Origin of the sequence: Rhizomicrobium sp., assembly GCA_037200045.1 — a bacterium.
In the GTDB taxonomy this organism is placed as follows: Bacteria; Pseudomonadota; Alphaproteobacteria; order Micropepsales; family Micropepsaceae; genus Rhizomicrobium.
The window spans coordinates 376252-397999 of record JBBCHM010000002.1 but is presented as its reverse complement, the minus strand read 5'-3'; the positions used below and the strand labels follow the sequence as shown (position 1 = coordinate 397999).

Below are 21748 nucleotides of genomic sequence, written 5' to 3'. Positions count from 1 at the left end.
ACTGTGATCACCTTCCGAGCATCGAATAACCCAACCGGTGCATCAGCGGTGCATGCGCCTCCTCTATACGGGCTACCTGTTCGGTGCTGAGAACGTCCTGCCAGCCGCCGACACGACCGGAGCGGAAGAAGGGCGCGCTGCGCGACTGGCGTTCGGCAAAACCTTTCTCGCTTTCCTGGCGCTGTAGTTCAGAGAAATCCGCATGGCGGATGGCACACGCGATGTCGTCGGCGGCGGCGGGGCGCTCCGCAAAGGCCAGCGCGGCGCTGAAATGCGTCATCGGATCGGCACGCAGCGCCTCATACCGCACGACATGCACGGGCACGTCCGTCTGGTCGATCCAGCTTGCGGCATGGCCGCTCCAGCCCAGCAGCTTCTGGCGCAATTGCTGCGGCAGGCCCTTGGACTTTCGGCTGAAGGCGCTGCTGGAATCGTTCATCATGGCGATGGCGCCGTCGATGTCGGTGTTGTTGTGATGCGACAGCGACACCGCCACATCGCGGGGATCGCGCACCAGATAGATCGCGGCGCGCGCGCTGCGTCCCAGCATCGGCTCGCCATCCGGCAGCGCGGTATAGGCATCATGCACCTTGATCCAGCGCTGCTCCTTGGCTTCGCTGGCGATGCGCTCATAGACATGCGGCCGCAAGCCGTCGATATCGTCATGCGACAGCAGGCCAGAATCCAGCATGGTGGCGGCTTCGAATTCATGGCGGCTGCTGGCGATGCCGCCGCGCTCGTCCAGGTTGTTGATGTCGGCGGGGCCGTTCTCGCCGGCGGCGAGGTTGGCCAGGAAAATCCGAAACCAGGTGTTGCCGGATTTGGGAAAGGAGGCCAGCCAGACGATCCCCGCGGGCGCGGTCACAGCGCGTCCCAATGGCGCAGCAGCGCGTCCACCGTCTCGCCCATGCGCGCAAAGCCCAGCGGCCGCGCCAGCCGGAAGACCCGCGTATGGCCGAACATCGCGCCCGCCTGCGCCAGCATCCGCGGCGCCGAGCCCAGCTTGCGCCGCAGGCCGGGACGATAGGCTTCGTATTCCAGCATGCGCATGGCGTCGGGCAGGTCCAGTTCCTCGATGCCGTCCCTCAGCGGCGGCCGGCTTTCGCGCAGCGCGTAGATCGCCGACAGGCGTGGCGCCTCGACGGCCACATCCTCGGGCGCGATGAAATACTTCTCCAGGTCTTCGCGCACCGCCTCTCCCTGGCGGCCGTCCAAGTCCAGTCTCTCGATCGACTGGCGCCACAGCTTCAACTGCCGGCCATCGGGCAGCACGACGGGCTGGCGCGCGCTGTTCAATCCCACCACGCAAATATCGTCGGTGACGAAGCTGCTGCCGGCTTGGCACAGCGCCGCGGCCAGGGTGGATTTGCCGGCGCCGGAATGGCCGCAGATGGCGATGGCGCGTCCCTCCCGCGCGACGGCGGAGCCATGCAGCACCAGCGCCCCGCGCTGATGCAGCAGAATGCCCAGCGCGCTGCCCAGTACGAAGGCGCTGGCATCGCGCGGCGTCGCGCCGTCCTCCAGCGCCACCGAGATGGACCTGCCGGCGGACATCAGGAAGCGGCCCACGCGCGGCACGTGCAGCAGAAACGCCGCGCCATCCATCTGCCAGTTCGGTCCCGTGGTGGAGGCGCCCGCCAGTTCCATCGGCAATGGCGCCAACTGCACCGTCACGTCCGGCTCCAGCGCCGGCGCGGCGGGAATGGCGCCGGGCAACTCCGTCTCCGAAGCGACGGAGAGCCCGCTGATCCTGTAGTGAAACATGATGCTCTAACCGAACTGCGCCATATGCGACATGCCCGGCAAGCCCTTGGCGCCCACGACCACCACGGCGCCGGTCGTCAGCCAGGCGTGGGCGCTGACCTTCTCATTCTCGATGGTCGCGCCGAGGTGAAACGCCGAGCCATGGCCGCGCCGCGCCAGCATCGCCTTGGCGGCCATCGCCTGGGGCAAGCAGACGGCATTCCACGGCACATTGCGCGCCGCGATGGTGACGGCGCGGCGCACGCGGCGGATCAGCAAGGCGTCGGCGCTGCCGCTATCGGGCGAACGTGACAGCCAGGGCACCAGGGCGCGGAAGGGTCGCGTCAGCACAAGCACCCGTGCGATGCCCAGAATCACCGCCGCCTCGCAGACCATCATCCGGTCGCGGCCGGGAAGGCGGCGGAAGGATGCGAGCTTACGCCGGATCGACATGCAGAATTCCACGATCCATGAGCTGGCCGACGAATTCCGTCATCGCCGTCCGGCAGGTTGCGGCATCAACATCGAATTCGTCCGTGATGCGTTCGCAAAGCTGGGCCACGGTCTGCGGCGTCTCCAGCAATTCCCAGGCCCGCGCGCCCACCGCGTTGAGGCTGTGATAGCGGTTGGCCTTCATGTTCAGGAAGACACCGCGGTCGCTGCCGACCGGCGTGTACAGAACGTCGTCACTGCGGCGCAGCGGCGTATCCAATGTGACTGCCATGCCCTTTGTGCCTTATGCCCTTCATGTTCCGCATCGCTTATCACGGTACAATTTTTCGCCGGAAAGAACAGGCCGGATCGCCGGAGTTCGGCCGGGCCGCGCGAGATTGCGGGCCCGTAACGGAACGCCATGCCGCGAACCGTGCCACAACTCCAGCGAGCGGTGCGCAACACCCTGGCAGCCGCGTGCCTGCGCATTATCCCCGCGGAACACGCGGCAATATGCGTCGCCGGATGGATATGCCGATGGATATTTTGTACTGTAAGTAATGCGAATAGGATTGATGGGATGCGTCGCATGACTGACGAACCGATTGCACAGGACGGACTCAGGTCGAAGCGCCCGTGGGCCGCGCCCGCTATCGCGGACGAGACGCCGGATGCCGGGCGTGGGACAAACAAGACGTCCAACAGCCAAGCTTTCGATGGCCATTTTACAGTGACGATCAACTTCGCCACCGTCTCATAACCCCGAGCCTTTTGCCCGCTGGCTGCCGCCATCTCCAGGCGGTGGACAAGGATAGCCGTCAAGCACACCGCCCAAGATCACGAGCCTCGGCGGTTGTCGCCGCGGAACCATTCGATATAGCGCGCCGCGATGAAGGCCAGTTGCGCTTGGCGCGTGTCGAACTCGCTGCCTGAGTTGTGGTCGTCCGCCGTGCGCCGGGTCAGCATGGCGCGCATGCGCGGGAAATCGAAATAGCGGTTCAGATATCCCGCCTGCTCCATGCGGTCGATCTCCGCCAGCACAAGCGGCTCGACCCGCTTGGCCTGGATCAGGAAATCCGGCCCCATGTCGTCGTTGCCGGGCAACCGGTCCTGGTATTCCGGCGGATACAGGTCTTTCAGCGCCTGGCGCGCCAGCCAGCGCGTCTTGCCGTCCTTCACGTACAGGTCTTCCGGAATCGCCAGGCCGAATTCCACCACCCGCTTGTCGTGGAAGGGCTGGGTGAATTCCAGCCCGTGCTGGGCGCCGGCGATGGAATAGCCTTGGGCCGGGAAGTTCTGCTGGCTGCACAGGGTGCGCACCATGCTCTTGCCTTGCGGCGCGGACGGGCGATATCCGGCGCCGTGGCGGGCCTTGGCGTTGTGGGTGGCCTTCACGGCCCGCGACAGCGGCAAGGTCGGGCCGAACAGCGCCAGACCGTGGCGCCAGCGCGTGCGCAGCCGCATCACCCAATGCGGTATGGCGCGGTCGGCGACGTTGCGCTTGAAGTTTCGCAGCGGCCCCAGCCGCATGTGCCGGCCGGTGGCGCGGAATTCCGATACGAAGCGGCGCAACCGCCCCTTCGCCAGCAGGCGCAGCAGTGCATTCTGGCCGCGTGGATTGACGGTATAGTCGCCGCCATGCCCGTCCATCACGATGCGGCCGCCGGCGTTGCGGATCTCCTGGAACAGGGCGTGGGTGACATAGCGGTTGGGGCTGTGGCGGCCGTCGAAGCTGAGAAAGCCGTCTTCCATGAAGCTGAAGATATCGAGCCCGTCGCGGGTGACGTAGCGCACCTCCAGATGCGGCATGACGCGGCGGCACATCTCCACCCATCTGCGGGCATGGTGGATGGTGCCGCGGTAGTCCTCCGGCATCACCGAGCAGGCGGAAACGAATTTCAGCCCGTTGGGCACCACCGCGGCGCCCGACAGGGCGCAGATGGCGCTGGAATCGAAGCCGCCGCCATTGAACAGCCCGCCGGCATGGGTGGCGCGGCGCAGGCGACACTGCACCGCTTCCGCCAGCACCTTGCGATAGGTGGCGATGTAATAGGCTTCGTCCTTGGCCAGATGTTCGGGGCCGGCATGCGGCAGCCAATAGCGGCGCGTGGCGATGGTACCGTCGGCGGCAAGCTTCAGGATCGAACCGCCGGGCAGGGCGCGAATGTTGTCATAGTCGGTGGTGCCGGGCTCTTTCTCTTCCATCAACAGGCCACGCATCACGCTTTGTTCGTTCAGTTCGCGCGGCACGTCGGGCAGCGCCCACAGGCCCTTGATCTCGGCGGCGAAGGCGAAGAAGCCGGCGCCCTGAGTATAGAAGACATGCCGCTGGCCCATATGGTCGCGCACCAGCGTCAGCGTGCGGGCGTGTGCGTCCCACACCGCGAAAGCGAAATCGCCGATCAGATGTTCGGTGCAGGCCTCGCCCCATCTGCGCCAGGCCGCCAGCACCAATTCGCTGTCGGGCATGTCCTTGATGTCGAGAGCCAGCAACGCCGTCAGTTCTTCGCGGTTGTCCAGCCGCACATCGGCGACCAGGCTGAGATCGCCGTGATGCAAAGGCTGGGCATCCCGTCGGTCTTCGCGCGTGATGCGCATCATCAGATGCGCCAGCGCCGCGGGGCCTTCCACCGAGACGCCGATCCGGTCGGGCCCAAGATGGGCCATGCGCCGGGTCTGGCGCTCCAGGTCGGCGGACGCCGCGTCGCGCCCGTCCAGCCGGATGATCCCGCAAATGCCGCTCATATGACGTCCCTCCAATACGCGGCCTCTGCCAGAAGGCGCTCTGGCGTACAAGCCGACCAAGGAAGGGGCTTATTTCGTCCAAATGCCGCTCTGCACGGGGGGGCATGCTTTCGTCGGTGCCATGCGGAGCCCTGATGAACCGAGCTTGCGCAGTCTCGGTTGTCGCCAGGCCGCCTGGCGCGTTCGATGTCCTAGATCTTGGAGAACAGCAAATTGCGCTCGTCGCGACGGCTCACATATCCCGTGACGCGACCGCTTGCGTCGCGCTGAAAGGCGATGCTCCTGCGCGGCGAGCCTGGCGTGAAAGACATCCCGGACCTCCGCGGCCAGCCGAGCGATCGGTTCGCCGGACGTCGACGCGGCGAATTCGTCTCCCTGCCGGAAGATGGTGACGGTCCGGTCGGAGCCCGCGGAATAAACGCCCGCATAGCCGTCCAATTCCTTGGGCGAGAGGCTCGCCACCGGCGGATCCGCCGGCAACTGCCGTCCCTGGCTCGCGATCATCTTCCGCGCCGCGCCGCGCCGCGTTTGACCCATGTCTCGATCGAGCGATATATCTGATGCAGGATTTGCCCGTAATAGGGCGTATCTCGATCGTGCAGAAATGTCGCGACGGCGACGTCGCCCGAATGATGGACCATGAAATCCCGTGGTCTGAGCGGCGCCGGCCAGTTGGGTATGGCGCTCAGCCCTATAACCGAACGCGGCTCGAGGCCCGAGAACAGGCGTTCTGGTGGCACGCAAGTGTAACGCAACTGGGGCAAAAACCAGCCTTTTCCAGCCCGCTCGTGCACACGATAGCCAGCGTACGCCATTGGAATCGTTGAATGGCCTCTTCGTTGACATGTTAGGGGTCACAGGTTCGATCCCTGTCGCGCCCACCATTTCAATCACTTAGTCAACTTTTTGCACCGACAGACACCAGCTGCGGCTGGCTCGGCAGGGACGATTTTGCGCTTCGTCATTTTCGCGTCGATGTCCGCCATAATCCGGTCAACGGCGATCCGCACCGCGCTCAGATAGCTCGGATCGTATTTGGCGTAGATCTCGGTCGTCCGCAGACCGGGGTGTTTGTCGCGCTTTCCTGTCGTACTAGGTCCTTTGCCGGCCGCCTTTGCTGTCTGGCCGTTCGGAGATCCACTGCTCTCCGATTTCGAAGAGACGGTCTCCAAATCCGCGCCTGCTTGGCAGCTTGCATCGGAAACGGCTCAATGTCCGCGATCACCTGTTCCGGCTCCCGCGGTGCATCGATGATATCGGCGATAAAGGCGGTCCACTGGCTGCCTAGTCCGTCGCGCGATCATTCGCGTCGTTCATTGCCTGATAGGCGCCTGCGGCGATCGAGAGAAATACGCTCGCGTGAAACAGGAGCAGGGCTTCGCGCAGCTTCTCCTCAAAATGCCCCGTCATCTCGTCGGCATCGCGCCGGAGCAGCTTCTGCTTCTCCGCGTCGCGCAGCAGACGAAGCACATGCGAGCGGGACACGCCGAATTTGCGCGCCAGCGGCGCCACGGCCATGCGGACGGGGCCTTTGGGCGGATAGGCGTCGTCTTCGGCGCCGGAAAGCGCGATCTCGTGCAGGATCGCGGTGCCGAGGTCGCGCGTCGCGAACAGATGCAGCGGGCCCGGTTCGGCTCTTTTGACGATGCGCGAAAGGCCGCGGCCGCCATTGAGTACGAGGTAACGGAACACCACGGGATCCTTTATTGCTTCGGCAGCCGCAACCGCTTCCGGTTCGATGATCCCAAAGGCGAGCAATTCGTTGCCCAGCAATTCGGTGAAGGCCGTTTTCATCATGGGGCTGGGAACGTAACGCCGCGTCCGTCTGTCGGTGGCGTTGGCGTCGCGCGTGACGAAGCCCAATACGCGCAGCCGCAAGAGGATGGCGGCTGCATATCCCGGACTGGCCAAGCCGAGTTCGACACACACATCGCGGATGGCTTTCAAGGTCAACCCGCCGCGCGCGTCGAGATAGAGTACGAACACGCCATACATCAGCCGGCGGATGTCCTTGACCGTGCGCGATATCAGGGGATTGCCGGTGTGGCGTGCAACCGCGGTGCGCGCGGATTGCCGCGTCGCTTCGATGAATTTGGAATGGCTCGAAAGCCGCGCATAGGCGGCGGGCTCTATGTCATCCCTGTTCAGGATGGCGGCCGCCCAATAGGCTAGTCCCGATAAACCCGACACCTATATACGGGGCCCCGAATCTCCTGATCGCCGACCGGCACACGCATTCGTCATAGGGACATCATACTGACGATTGGCGACCGGGGAAACACGGCGCGCCGGCCCGGAAATTTAATGTTTGCAGAGGCTTGGCGTCGCCGTCGCCGTGCGAACGATCACGCGCGGAAAATTTCTACCAAAGTTGGCCATCGCGCCCGGAAAACTCTCGCGGGTAATATGGAGTGTTTTTTCCAGAGGGAGCGTCGGCGGACGGACCGGGCAGTTTCGAGTGCGCGGCAAAACGCACGGCATCGCCCGACCGGAATCGACGATGCGGCCGAGCCGTGTTTCGACACGAGCTGCTCCGGCCGCGACCGTCGAAAAGGGAAAATCCTATTTGCGCAGATTTCTCGTATATGAGAAAACTGACGGAACGGTAGCAGAGCCTTAAATGCCAGGAGATCTGATCGGCGGGCTTGTGCGGGTAAGGGGTTGAGTTTGGGCAAGCCGGGCAAGGCGTTTCGACGTGGCGTGGCGAGACTATCGATCGCCTCCATCATGTTCTGGAATACCTTCGAAAGCACGCCGGTGCTTGCCGCCGGCGCGTTGCCGTCCGGCGGCCATTTCGTGGCGGGCCAGGGCGCGATCAACTCCGCGACCAATGGGCTTGTCGTCAACCAGACCAGTTCGCACGCCATCGTCAACTGGCAGAACTTCTCGATCGGGCAGGGCAACACCGTCCAGTTCAACAACGGCACCGGCGCGACGCTGAACCGCGTCACCGGCGGCAATCTTTCGCAGATCGACGGCCTGCTGAAGGGAACCGGCTCGGTCTATCTCATCAATCCGCAGGGCATCGTCATCGGCGCAGGCGGCAAGGTCGTCACCGGCGGAAGTTTCGTCGGCTCGACGCGCGACGTTTCCAACAGCCAGTTCCTGTCCGGCGGCGCGCTCAGCTTCAGCGGCACGTCGAATGGCAACGTCACCAACGGCGGCACGATCACCTCCGCCAATGGCGACGTGGTGCTGGTCGGAAGATCGGTGACCAACACCGGCACCATCAAGGCCGCCAACGGCACGGCGGGCCTGGCGGCGGGCGACCAGGTCGTGCTGCAACCGGTGAACGGCGATCAGCGCATCGCGGTTTCGGCCGGCAGCGGCAGCGTCACCAATTCCGGCGATGTCAGCGCCGCGGCAGCGGAACTGAAGGCGGCGGGCGGCAATGTCTATGCCCTGGCCGGAAACAGCGGCGTGGTGCGCGCCACGGGCACGGCGACCATCAACGGCCATGTCTGGCTGACCGCCAATGGCGATGTCGGCGTCAAGGGCGCGGTCGCCGCCACCAACGCGGACGGATCGGGCGGCGCGGTCACCGTGCGCGGCAATAATATAAGCGTGTCGGGCCAGGTCGCGGCCTCGGCCACCGCGCCCGGCAAGACGGGCGGTACTGTCAGCGTCATCGCCACCAACACCACGCAACTCAGCGGCACGATCAAGGCCGAAGGCGGGCGGGGCGGGCATGGCGGCTCGGTCGAAACCTCGGGCGCGCATGTCCATGTCGCCGACAGCGCGCATGTCTCCACGCTGGCGCCGGGCGGCGTCACCGGCACCTGGCTGATCGACCCGGCGGATTACACCATCGCGGCTTCGGGTGGCGACATGACGGGCGCGGTGCTGTCGTCGGCGCTGGAAAGCAACGACATCACGCTCGCCAGCAGCGACGGCACCGTCAACGCCAACGGCAATGGCGACATCTTCGTCAACGACGCGGTGAGCTGGTCATCGGCCTCCCACCTCACCCTGAACGCGGCGCGCAACATCGAGGTCAATGCCGGCATTTCCCTGGCGAACGGCACGCTGAACCTGAACGCGGCCGGCAATATCTTTGTCAACGCGGGCATTTCGCTGACGGGCGGCGCGCTGAACCTGAACGCCGCCTACGCCATTGACGTGAACAGCACGATCCATGTCACGGGCGCCGGGGCCGTCAACCTGTCGGCGAACAGCTTCGTGGCGTATGGGGGTACCGACTCGTATGGGGATAACTCGTCGTCCTTCCTGCCGAATATCCTTAACCTGAACTTCGCCGATGGCGCGTCGATCGACTTCGGCGCCGTCAACAACGGCGCCACGCTCTCCATCAACAATACGCCGTATAGGCTGCTCTATTCGTATGACGACATGTTTTCGAACCTTTCGGCTAACTACATATCCGCTATCGGCGCCACCGGCGCCTTCGCCCTGGCCACCGACATTCACGGCGGGACTTACGAGGATTCCAATTTCAGCCTGGCGCCCGGCGGCATTTTCGAAGGGCTGGGCCATGTCATGGATAGCGCCACCCTCAATTACGGCACGTCCGACCACTATTTCGGCTTCAATGACGGATTGTTCAATACCAACCAAGGTACCATCCGCGATTTCGCCATCACCAACGCCACGGTCAATGGCGCCGCATCCGGCGGGGGCGGCGGTATCCTGCTCGGAACATTGTTCGGCGGCCTGATCGCGAACGTGCATGTCACCGGAATCATCACCAGTAACGACCCCGTTGTCGGCGGCCTTGTCGGTGATATTGAGCTAGAAGGGGAGATCTACAACGCATGGACCGATGTGCCGATGACCCGCTCCTCCATGGCTCCGAGCCCTTACGGCGTGGCGGCCGCGGGCGGTCTGGTCGGGGAGGTGTACACATATCCAGGCCCCTATGGCGCGGTGTTTATTGTGAACTCCCACGCCCTGGGGGCCGTCACGGGCTATGGCGATGTGGGCGGACTTGTCGGCGCCAATGGCGGCGTCCCTGGCGATCCAATCAATCTTGCTGCCAACTCGCTTGGATACGCCCCGCTAAACTATTCGCCAGGCGAGCCAAACGTCGGGGCGGCGCTCATCAACGATTATGCCGCCGGCAATGTCACCTATGCCGGGACCGGGAGCGCCGGCGATACACGCTACGCCTCCAGCAATGTGGGCGGTCTCGCCGGCGTAAGCAGCACCTTTCTCCCCATCACCAATTCCTATGCGACGGGCAATGTCGGTGGCGGATACAATGCCGGCGGCCTGGTCGGCTATTTGTTTGAAGGCGGCATCACCAATTCCCATGCGACGGGCAATGTCAGTGGCGGGTTCAATTCCGGTGGGCTTGTCGGCTCTTTTGCCGGTAGTCCTGAGGCAATCATCGCGGCGTCCTACGCCACGGGCAATGTCACGGGCAACGGCGCCAGCGGCAGCGGCGCCGGCGGCCTGGTCGGCCGCGCGCTCCCCGTCCTGGGCGACTACGGCTACGGCGATTCCAGCGGCCAAAGTCTTATCGAGCAGTCCTATGCGCTGGGTTCGGTTTCGAACGCCGATTACGCGGGCGGCCTGGTCGGTTATATGACGACCGGCAGCGTAGATACCGGCAACGGCTTCCTCGCTGTCATCGAAGGATACGCGGCGGGGTCGGTGACGGGGGCCACCGCCGCCGGCGGCCTCATTGGCTATTACGCCGCCCAGCCCAACCTACTGTATGGAGCCTCTTTCCCCGGCCTCATCGTGGCTCAGTCGCTTTCCATCGGCGCGGTGCGCGGCAGCGGTTCCGTGGGCGGCGCGATCGGCGCCGTGAATATTACCTCCGAGCTTGGCAGTTATTGGGTTCAGGCTGTTTTCGACTCCGATACCGCCGGCACGGCCAATGGAATTGGCGCGATCTCGGTCGCCAACCCGAGCTCTGTCTTCGCCAACACCGTCACCGGCCTTCATACCGCCGTTCTGCAGAACGGTACGCTGCCGGACATCCTGGGTACGCCGCTTAGCTACGATTGTCTTAGTATCCCTTGCGGCGCGGCGGACTGGGCGGCGCAGAGCGGGGCCTTTCCCTACCTGACCACCTTCTTCCCCAATGGCGTGCAGGCGATTTCGGGCATGGCCTATAGCGATGGCGGGGCCACGCCGCTTGCCGCCGGCACGGTTTCGGCGCTGGCCGATGGCAAAAGCCTTGGCCAGGTCTCGACCGGCGCGAACGGCTATTACTATTTCGCCGCGCAGCCGGGCGCGTTCGCGTCCGGCTCCGCCCTTCTGGTCAGCACCGCGAACGGCGCGCGGGTGGATGCGCTGACCAGCGGCGCCAATGTCACCGGCTTCGACATCTGGGGCAACACGCTGATCGCGCCGACCAGTCTGACGACCTATTCGGCGGCAGTGGGCGAGGATCATTCCGCCCTGCTCAACGCCGCCGACGGCAACAACAGCCAACTCACCGGCGCCATCAACAGCCTTGCCTCTCGCGGCTTCGTCGCCGGCGGCGATTTCGCGGTGAACGGATCGCCCGGCCTGTCGAACGGCCTTTATGTGAAAAGCGCAGGCAGCATCACGGTCTCCGATCCGCTCACGCTCACCGGCAACAACCTGATGCTCGACGCCGCCCAGGCGCTGGACATCAACGCGCCCATCACGGTCACGGGCAGCGCCATCAACCTGACGGCGGGCAGCAGTGTCGAGGTGAATGCGGGCATTTCGCTGACGGGCGGCGCGTTGAACCTGACCGCCGCCAGCGCCATCGACGTGAACAAGACGATCACGGTCACGGGCGCGGGGGCCGTCAACCTGATGGCGGGATATTACGGCCCGTCGATCCTGAACCTGAACTTCGCCGACGGCGCGTCGCTCGACTTTGGCAGCACCAACTACGGCGCCACGCTCACTATCAGCAACAGGCCGTATACGTTGCTCTATTCGTTTGACGACATGTATGCGAACTTTTCGGGTAGTTACGTCCTATCCATTTTCGGCGCCAGCGGCGCCTTCGCCATGGCCACCGACATTGATGGCGGGACTTACTACAATTCCAATTTCGGCCTGGCGTCCGGCGGCATATTTGAAGGGCTGGGCCATGTCATGGACCACGTCACCCTCGATTACGGCGATTACGGCCCATCCAGCAACTATTCGGGCAATACCACCGGATTTTTGTACAATGATGGATTGTTCAATTCAACCTCCGGCACCATCCGCGATTTCGCCATCACCAACGCCACGTTCAATGGCGACCCCAACATAATAGGGCTTGGGTACCCAAATTACGGGTCAGCCGGCATCCTGGCCGGCTTCATGGAGGGCGGCCTGATCGCGAATGTGCATGTCACCGGAACCATCACCAGCAACGACGTCATTGTCGGCGGCCTGGTCGGTTTGATCGAGTACCAGGCGAATATCTACAACGCATGGACCGATGTCCCGATCACCCGCGCCTCCATGAGCGCGAACGACACCCCCAACTACTCGGCCTTGGCCGCGGGCGGTCTCGTCGGGGCGGTGGGGGGATACGCGGAGTTGAATGATGTGCATATCGTGAACTCCCACGCCCTGGGGGCCGTCACGGGCTATGGCGATGTGGGCGGACTTGTCGGCGCCAATGGCACCGGCTTTCACGATCCAATCAGCTATGCCACCAGTGACGGCTCTGACTTGGGCGGGGCGACGCTCGCCAACGATTATGCCACCGGCAACGTCACCTATGCCGGGAGCGTCGGCGACGCGCGCTACGCCTCCAGCAATGTGGGCGGTCTCGCCGGCGTAAGCAGCTACGTCCCCGGCTACGGGATCGCCAACTCCTATGCGACGGGCAATGTCGGTGGCGGATACAATGCCGGCGGCCTGTTCGGCTTTATGTATGATAGCTCCATCAGCGGTTCCCATGCGACGGGCAATGTCAGCGGCGGGTTCAATGCCGGCGGGCTTGTCGGCTCTACTTATGGGGCAGGCTACGTGTATGAGGGTCAAGCTGACACCGTCACCAACTCCTATGCGACGGGCAATGTCACGGGCAACGGCGCCAGCGGCAGCAGCGCCGGCGGCCTGGTCGGCGCCCTGGTCAGGGAGGAACACGGAGGAGACCCCTATAGTTTTATCGCGCTGTCCTATGCGCTGGGTTCGGTTTCGAACGCCGATTACGCGGGCGGCCTGATCGGTTCTCTGGTCGGCGGCGGCACCTTCAATCTCGAAGGAGGATTCGCGGCGGGGTCGGTGACGGGGGCCACCGCCGCCGGCGGCCTCATCGGCTATTACTCCGACCTGATACCCAGCATATATGACACCTTTTACGTGAGTAAGTCGCTTTCCATCGGCGCGGTGCGCGGCAGCGGTTCCGTGGGCGGCGCGATCGGCGCCGTGAATGAGACCAATCCTTCTGACGTTTATGGCGTTCAGGTTGTTTTCGACTCCGATACCGCCGGCACGGCCAATGGAATTGGCGCGACCTCGATTGCCGGCTATAACCAAGCTAACACCGTCACCCCCCTTCATACCACCGATCTGCAGAACGGTATGCTGCCTGGCCTGCTGGGTACTGCGCAGGTGGGTTGCGATGTCACTTGCTGGACGGCGCAGAGCGGGGCCTATCCCTACCTGACCGCCCTCTTCCCCAATGGGGTGCAGGCGATTTCGGGCATGGCGTCGGGCAGTTCGGTGGGCTTGTCCATCGGCGGCACGTCGCAGGGCCAGGCCAGCACCGGCGCCAACGGCTATTACTATTTCGCGCTGCCCGCCGGCACGCTGTCCGGGCCGGGCAGCCTGTCGCTCCTGACCGACACCAGCGGGGCGCTTCTGACCAGGCTGAGCGGGCAGACGGCGGGGCTGGACATCGCGCCGGATGCGCTGACCTACACCACTGCCAGCACCAGCTATGCCGCCTCCTATGGCGCCGACCGCGCGGCGATGCTGGGCTGGGCGGACACGCCGGCCTATGTCTCCGGGCTGGACACGACCCTCACCGCGACGGGCGCGAGCTTCGCGCTCGATCAGGCGGCGACGCTGAGCGGCGGGCTGACCGTCAAGACCACAGGCACGACGCCGGTCACCGTGACCGCGCCGGTTTCCGCCGCCTCGGTGAAGATCGTCAGCGGCGGGGCGATCACGCTGGACAGCACCATCGCCGCCAGCGGTTCGGGCGATGCCGTGGTGCTGGATGCGGGCACCGGCTTCGTCAACAACACCGGCGCGGACGCCATCGACCTCACCGGCGACGGCCGCTGGCTGATCTATTCCGGCGCGCCGGGCAGCGACACCTTCGGCGGTCTCGACAGCGCCAATACCGCGGTCTGGAACAACAGCGGCACCGCCGTGACGCAGACGGGCAACCGCTATGTCTTCGCCAGCCAGCCGACGGTGACGGTTTCCGCCGGACCGGTCTCCAAGACCTATGGCGACACCTATACCTTCACCAGCGCGGATCTGAGTCTCAGCGGCCTGGAGGCCGGCGTCGCGGGCGCCTATCTGGGCGATACGGCGGCGTCGGTCTTCGCGTCGCTGCCGACACTCTCTTCCACGGGCGCGGCGGCGACGGCGAATGTCAACACCTACGACATCACGCTCAGCGGCGGCGCGGTCACCGGCGGCTATGCGCTGGTGCTTGGCAGTCCGGGAACGCTGACCGTCGGCCAGCGCGCGCTGACGATCACCGGCGATCCCCTGTCGCGGCTTTACGGCGATGCCAACCCGGCGACCTGGACGGCGAGCGGCGACAATCTGGTCAATGGCGACACAATCGCGTCGGTCGATCTGGTGAGCGGCACCGCCACGGCGGCGAGCAATGTGGGCAGCTATGGTTATTCGATCGATAACGCGGCCTTTTCGCACGGATCGGCGTCCAACTATGCGATCACCTATGCCGATGGGAGCCTTACCATCAATGCCCGTCCCATCACGGTGACGGCGGATGGGCTGACCAAACTCTATGGCGACGCCAACCCGGCGCTGAGTTTCACGACCACCAGCCTGGGCGCGGGCGCGGCGGTTCTGGGTTCGCTCGCTACCGTAGCCGGCGACACCACCGGCGTGGGCAGCTATGCGATCACGGCGGGCGGCGTCACCGACACCAACAACCCGAACTACACCATCACCTATGCCGGTGCGGATCTGACGATCACCGCCCGCCCGATCACGCTGACCTACACGGCGGACGCGGCGCAGATCGTCTATGGCGACATACCGTCGGGGCTGAGCGGGACCGTCGCCCTCACCAGCGGCAGCTTCGCGGGCAGCCAAGGCCTGGCGGACGTGGTCTCCGGCGCGGCCGGCTTCGCCACGGCGGCGGACGGGACCAGCAATGTCGGCCATTATGCCATCACCGGCTCGGGCCTGGCCGCCTTCAACACCAACTACACCGTCACTCTCGACCAGGCTGCCGGCAACGCCACCGCCCTGAGCATCACCGCCCGCCCGATCACGCTGACCTACACGGCGGCCGCGGCGCAGAGCGTCTATGGCAATATGCCAACGGGGCTGAGCGGGACCGTCGCCCTCACCAGCGGCAGCTATGCCGGCAGCCAAAACCTGGCGGACGTGGTCTCCGGCGCGGCCGGCTTTGCCACGACGGCGGACGGGACCAGCAATGTCGGCCGCTACGCCATCACCGGCTCGGGCCTGACCGCCTTCAACACCAACTACACCGTCACTCTCGACCAGGCTGCCGGCAACGCCACCGCCCTGAGCATCACCGCGCGTCCGATCACGCTGACCTACACGGCGGACGCGGCGCAGAGCGTCTATGGCGATATGCCAACGGGGCTGAGCGGGACCGTCGCCCTCACCAGCGGCAGCTTCGCGGGCAGCCAAGGCCTGGCGGACGTGGTCTCCGGCGCGGCCGGCTTCGCCACGGCGGCGGACGGGACCAGCAATGTCGGCCACTATGCCATCAACGGCTCGGGCCTGGCCGCCTTCAACACCAACTATGCCGTCACTCTCGACCAGGCGGCCGGCAACGCCACCGCCCTGAGCATCACCGCCCGCCCGATCACGCTGACCTACACGGCGGATGCGGCGCAGAGCGTCTATGGCGACATGCCGTCGGGGCTAAGCGGGACCGTCGCCCTCACCAGCGGCAGCTATGCCGGCAGCCAGAGCCTGACGGACGTGGTCTCCGGCGCGGCCGGCTTCGCCACGACGGCGGACGGGACCAGCAATGTCGGCCGCTACGCCATCACCGGCTCGGGCCTGGCCGCCTTCAACACCAACTATGCCGTCACCCTCGACCAAGCTGCCGGCAACGCCACCGCCCTGAGCATCACCGCGCGTCCGATCACGGTGAGCTACACGGCGGATGCGGCGCAGAGCGTCTATGGCGACACGCCGTCCGGCCTGACGGGCAGCTATGCCCTTACCAGCGGCAGCTTCGCGGGCAGCCAAAACCTGGCGGACGTGGTCTCCGGCGCGGCCGGCTTTGCCACGACGGCGGACGGGACCAGCAATGTCGGCCACTATGCCATCAACGGCTCGGGCCTGGCCGCCTTCAACACCAACTATGCCGTCACTCTCGACCAGGCGGCCGGCAACGCCACCGCCCTGAGCATCACCGCCCGCCCGATCACGCTGACCTACACGGCGGATGCGGCGCAGAGCGTCTATGGCGACATGCCGTCGGGGCTAAGCGGGACCGTCGCCCTCACCAGCGGCAGCTATGCCGGCAGCCAGAGCCTGACGGACGTGGTCTCCGGCGCGGCCGGCTTCGCCACGACGGCGGACGGGACCAGCAATGTCGGCCGCTACGCCATCACCGGCTCGGGCCTGGCCGCCTTCAACACCAACTATGCCGTCACCCTCGACCAGGCGGCCGGCAACGCCACCGCCCTGAGCATCACCGCCCGCCCGATCACAGTCACGGCCGATAGCGGCCAGAGCATGGTCTATGGCGACACGGTTCCGGCGCTGACCTATACGGTCGGCGGCCTGGTCAATGACGACAGCCTGAGCGGCGCGCTCGTGACCTCGGCGACCTCGACCTCGAATGTCGGCAGCTACGACATCACGCAAGGGTCGCTGACGGCCTCCACCAATTACACGATCACCTCCTACACCGGAGCCAATCTGGCCGTGACGGCGCGGCCGATCACGGTGACGGCGGATAGCGGCCAGAGCATGGTCTATGGCGACACGGTTCCGGCGCTGACCTACACAGTCGGCGGCCTGGTCAATGGCGACACCCTGAGCGGCGCGCTTGCAACCTCGGCCACCTCGACGTCGAATGTCGGCAGCTATGGCATCGCGCAAGGGTCGCTGGCCTCCGGCAACTACACGATCACGTCCTATACCGGGGCCGATCTGGCCGTGACGGCACGTCCGATCACGGTGACCTACTCGGCGGACGCGGCGAGCAGCGTCTATGGCGACGTCATCGGCAGCCTGACGGGCAGCAGCGCGATCACCGGCGGCAGCCTGGTGAATGGCGACAGCCTGGGCGGGGCGGCGGGCTTCGCCACCTTGGCGGACGGGACCAGCGCTGTCGGCACCTACGGCATCACCGGCTCCGGCCTGACCGCCAGCGGCAACTACAGCCTGACCAGCGCCCAGGCGGCGGGCAACAGCACCGCGCTCCAGATCACGGCGCGTCCGATCACGGTGACGGCGAATGCGTTGAGCAGGAGTTATGGCGCCGCCAATCCGGCGCTGACCTTCACGACCACGAGCCTGGGCGCGGGTGCGGCGGTTCTGGGTTCGCTGGGCACCGCCGCCGGCGACACCACCGACGTGGGGACATACGCCATCACGCAAGGCGGCGTTACCGACGCGAACAACCCGAACTACACAATCACCTATGCGGGTGCCGATCTGACGATCACCGCGCGCCCGATCACCGTGACGGCGGATGCGCTGACCAAGGCCTACGGCGATGCCAACCCGGTCTTGACCTTCAGGACGTCCGATCTGGGTGCTGGCGCAGCGCTGCAGGGCTCGCTCGAAACCGTGGCCGGCAATACCACCGGCGTGGGTGCCTATGCCATCACACGGGGCGACGTCACCAACGCCAACAACCCGAACTACGACATCACCTATGTCGGCAACGACCTGACGATCGGTGCTCGCGCGATCACGGTGACGGCGAACACGCTGACCAGGACCTATGGCGACGCCAATCCCGCGCTGACCTTCACGACCTCCGATCTGGGCTTTGGCGAAGCGGTGACGGGCTCGCTCGCCACCTCGGCCGGCAACACCAGCGGCGTCGGCAGCTATGGCATTGCCCAAGGTTCGGTCACCAACGCCAACAACCCGAACTACACCATCACCTATGTCGGCAACGACCTGACGATTGGTGCTCGCGCGATCACGGTGACGGCGGATGCGCTGACCAGGATCTATGGCGATGCCAACCCGGCGCTGACCTTCACGACGTCCGATCTCGGCTTTGGCGACGCGGTGACGGGCTCGCTCGCCACATCGGCCGGTAACACCAGCGGCGTCGGCAGCTACAGCATTGCCCAGGGCTCGGTGACCAGTCTCAACAACCCGAACTATACGATCAGCTATATCGGCAACGATCTGACCATCGCACCGCGCGCGATCACCGTGACAGCGGATGCGCTGACCCGGACCTATGGCGATGCCACCCCGGCGCTGACCTTCACGACCTCCGATCTGGGCTTCGGTGCGGCCGTTCAAGGCTTGCTTGCCACATCGGCTGATAACACCAGCAACGTCGGCAGCTACGGCATCACCCAGGGCTCGGTGACCAGCCTCAACAACCCGAACTATACGATCAGCTATATTGGCAACAGTCTCGCCATCACGCCGCGCGCGATCACCGTGACGGCGGATGCGTTGACCCGGACCTATGGCGACGCCAATCCGACGCTGAGCTTTACGACGTCCAGCCTCGGCTATGGCGCGGCAGTGCAGGGCTCGCTCGATACGAGCGCGGATAATACCAGCGGCATTGGCAGCTACGCGATCGCGCAAGGCACCGTTACCAACGCGAACAACAGAAATTACGACATCACTTATGCCGGCAGCGAGCTGACCATCACCGCCCGCCCGATCACGATCACGGCGGACGACCGGACCAAGATCTATGGCGACGGCAATCCCGCGCTGACGGAAACGGTCGGCGGCATGGGGCTGGTGAACGGCGACACGCTCGCCGGTTCGCTGGCGACGTCGGTTGACGGCGCGACCGGTGTGGGCGCCTACGCAATCACGCAAGGGACGCTCGCGGCGTCCTCCAACTACACGGTGGTGGGCTTCACCCCCGGCACGTTGTCGGTGACGGCGCGCCCGATCACGATTACGGCCGACGACAAGAGCAGGACCTATGGCGACGCCAACCCCACGCTGACGGAAACGATCGGCGGCATGGGGCTGGTGAATGGCGACACCTTGACCGGCTCGCTGGCGACGACGGCCGACAACACCAGTGGCGTGGGCGACTACGCGATCACTCAGGGGTCGCAGCGCGCCTCCGCCAATTATGACGTCACCTTCGTCGACGGCCTGCTCAGCATCGGCCAGCGCGCGCTGACGATCACCGGCGATCCCCTGACGCGCCTCTACGGCGACGCGAACCCGTCCACCTGGACGGCGACGGGCGACGACCTGGTGAACGGCGATACGATCTCATCGGTCGATCTGGTGAGCAGCACCGCCACGGCGACGAGCAATGTGGGTAACGGCTACAGCTATTCGATGGACAACGCGGCCTTCTCGCACGGCTCGGCGTCCAACTATGCGATCACCTATGTCGATGGCGGCCTGACGATCAATGCCCGCCCCATCACGGTGACGGCGAATACCCAGACGAAGACCTATGGCGATACCAATCCGGCGCTGACCTTCACGACCACGAGCCTGGGCGCAGGTGCGGCGGTTCTGGGTTCGCTGGGCACGGCCGCTGGCAATAGCAGCGACGTGGGCAGCTACGGCATTACACAAGGCAGCGTCACCAGCGCCAACAACGCGAACTATACGATCAGCTATATTGGCAACGATCTGGCCATAACGCCGCGCGCGATCACCGTGACGGCGGACGCGCTGACCAGGGCCTATGGCGATGCCAACCCGGTTCTGACCTTCAGGACGTCCGATCTGGGTGCCGGTGTGGCGGTCCAAGGCTCGCTCGACACGGCCGCTGGCAGTAGCAGCGACGTCGGTAGTTACGGCATCACCCAGGGCTCGATCACCAACGCCAACAACAGCAATTATGCGATCAGCTATATTGGCAACGATCTGGCCATCACGCCGCGCGCGATCACGGTGACGGCGAATTCACAGACGAAGACCTATGGCGACACCAACCCGGCATTGACCTTCACGACCTCCGATCTGGGTGCTGGCGCGGCAGTGCTAGGCGCTCTCGACACAGCCGCCGGTAATAGCAGCGATGTCGGCAGCTACAGAATCACCCAGGGCTCAGTCACCAACGCGAATAACGGCAACTACGACATCACCTATGTCGGCGCGAACTTGGACATCAATATTCGCCCGATCATCGTGACGGCGGATGCGCTGACCAAGACCTATGGCGATGCCAACCCGGTGTTGACCTTCACGACGTCCGGCCTCGGTTATGGCGCGGCAGTGCAGGGATCGCTTGACACGACCGCGGATCACACCACCGGCGTTGGCGCCTACGGCATCACGCAAGGCTCGGTTACCAACGCGAACAACAACAACTACGCTATCACCTATGTCGGCAACGACCTGACCATCACGGCACGGCCGATCACCGTGACGGCGGATGCGCTAACGCGGTCCTATGGCGACGCCAACCCGGCGCTGACCTTTACGACCTCCGATCTGGGCGCCGGTGTCGCGGTGCAAGGCTCGCTCGACACCGCAGCCGGCAACAGCACCGGCGTGGGTGCTTATGCCATCACGCAGGGCGACGTCACCAACGCGAACAACCCGAACTATATCATCTCGTATGTCGGCAGCGATCTGACCATCGCCCCGCGTCCGGTCACGGTGACGGCGGATGCGTTGACCCGGATCTACGGCGACGCCAATCCGGCGCTCGCCTACACCGTCAGCAACGGCAATCTGGTGAACGGCGACCTGTTCAGCGGCGCGCTCGGCACGGCCGCGGACGCGACCTCGAATGTCGGCTTCTATGCGATCACGCAGGGCACGCTCGCGGCTTCGCCGAACTACACGCTGACCTACGTGCCCGGAACGCTCGCGGTCACGGCACGCCCTCTGACGGTGACCGCCGAAGACGCCAGCCGCGTTTATGGCGGCGCCAATCCGGCGTTCACTTACACCATTGGCGGCGATGGCCTGGTCAATGGCGATACGCTGTCCGGCGCGCTGGCGACGGTGGCGGACTCGCACGCCGATGTCGGACGCTACGCCATCACGCAGGGAACGCTGGCGGCTTCCGCGAACTATGCGTTGGCTTATGTTCCGGGCACGCTCGCCATAACGCCGGCAGCGCTGACCATCCAGGCCGATGACATATCGGCCCCGACGCTAGCCACGGCCCGTGCGACCGCAACCTATCTGGGCCGCGTGGCCGGCGACGACAGCTCTGTCGTGATGGGACTGCAGTTCGGCTTCTTCCCGATCACCGGCGATCCGCGAGACTACGACATCGTGCCGTTTGGCGCCTCGGCGCAGAATTACGACATCTCCTATCTGCCGGGTCTGCTGACGCTCGCCGCACAGCCGCCGTCGGTCTTTACGGCACCCATCATCCTCAAGGGCGGTCTGGGAGCATTGCCGATGGTCGTGGTGACGACCGGCGATGCAGCCTTCACCTTCAGCGATGTCGCAACCGCCGCGATTGATGACTCGACCGACATGGTGCTGTTCGGGACCGCTCTTCCTGGTCGGATCGGCGACTTTAGCCAGATCATGATTCCCGATTATTCCAACGCTACCGACGACGGCGATCGTCTGGTGACGCAGTAAGTCC

The 21748-nt window shown here is 65.0% G+C and carries 7 protein-coding genes; 1 reads left to right on the top strand and 6 read right to left on the bottom strand.

The window, feature by feature from the left end:
- Positions 1–7 precede the first annotated feature (7 nt).
- The 6 genes from WDM86_17040 to WDM86_17015 form a co-directional block, all read right to left on the bottom strand.
- Positions 8–865: a sulfotransferase domain-containing protein gene (locus tag WDM86_17040; protein MEI9991732.1), complete on the bottom strand. Its 858-nt coding sequence runs from the start codon at positions 863–865 to the stop codon at positions 8–10.
- Positions 862–1764 (bottom strand): hypothetical protein, encoded by a 903-nt coding sequence (locus WDM86_17035; protein MEI9991731.1) that lies wholly within the window; start codon positions 1762–1764, stop codon positions 862–864. Before WDM86_17035 ends, WDM86_17040 begins: the two co-directional genes overlap by 4 nt.
- 6 nt (positions 1765–1770) lie before the next feature.
- Complete coding sequence (locus WDM86_17030) at positions 1771–2196, bottom strand: lasso peptide biosynthesis B2 protein (GenBank protein MEI9991730.1); 426 nt, start codon at positions 2194–2196, stop codon at positions 1771–1773.
- A complete protein-coding gene (locus WDM86_17025; protein ID MEI9991729.1) occupies positions 2180–2467 on the bottom strand; it encodes a PqqD family protein in 288 nt (95 codons plus the stop codon). Before WDM86_17025 ends, WDM86_17030 begins: the two co-directional genes overlap by 17 nt.
- A gap of 545 nt (positions 2468–3012) precedes the next feature.
- Positions 3013–4920: an asparagine synthase-related protein gene (locus WDM86_17020; GenBank protein MEI9991728.1), complete on the bottom strand. Its 1908-nt coding sequence runs from the start codon at positions 4918–4920 to the stop codon at positions 3013–3015.
- Between the two features lie 1284 nt (positions 4921–6204).
- Positions 6205–7110, bottom strand: coding sequence for a hypothetical protein (locus WDM86_17015; protein ID MEI9991727.1), 906 nt, complete (start codon positions 7108–7110; stop codon positions 6205–6207).
- Between the two features lie 471 nt (positions 7111–7581).
- Between WDM86_17015 and WDM86_17010 the strand changes: the two genes are divergently transcribed.
- On the top strand, positions 7582–21744 hold the full coding sequence (locus tag WDM86_17010; GenBank protein ID MEI9991726.1) for an MBG domain-containing protein: 14163 nt from the start codon (positions 7582–7584) through the stop codon (positions 21742–21744).
- Positions 21745–21748: the final 4 nt, after the last annotated feature.

Coding starts and splice junctions, on each gene's coding strand:
- WDM86_17020 (MEI9991728.1), bottom strand. CDS start 4,920: ATGAGCGGCATTTGCGGGATCATCCGGCTGGACGGGCGCGACGCGGCG.
- WDM86_17030 (MEI9991730.1), bottom strand. CDS start 2,196: ATGTCGATCCGGCGTAAGCTCGCATCCTTCCGCCGCCTTCCCGGCCGC.
- WDM86_17035 (MEI9991731.1), bottom strand. CDS start 1,764: ATGTTTCACTACAGGATCAGCGGGCTCTCCGTCGCTTCGGAGACGGAG.
- WDM86_17025 (MEI9991729.1), bottom strand. CDS start 2,467: ATGGCAGTCACATTGGATACGCCGCTGCGCCGCAGTGACGACGTTCTG.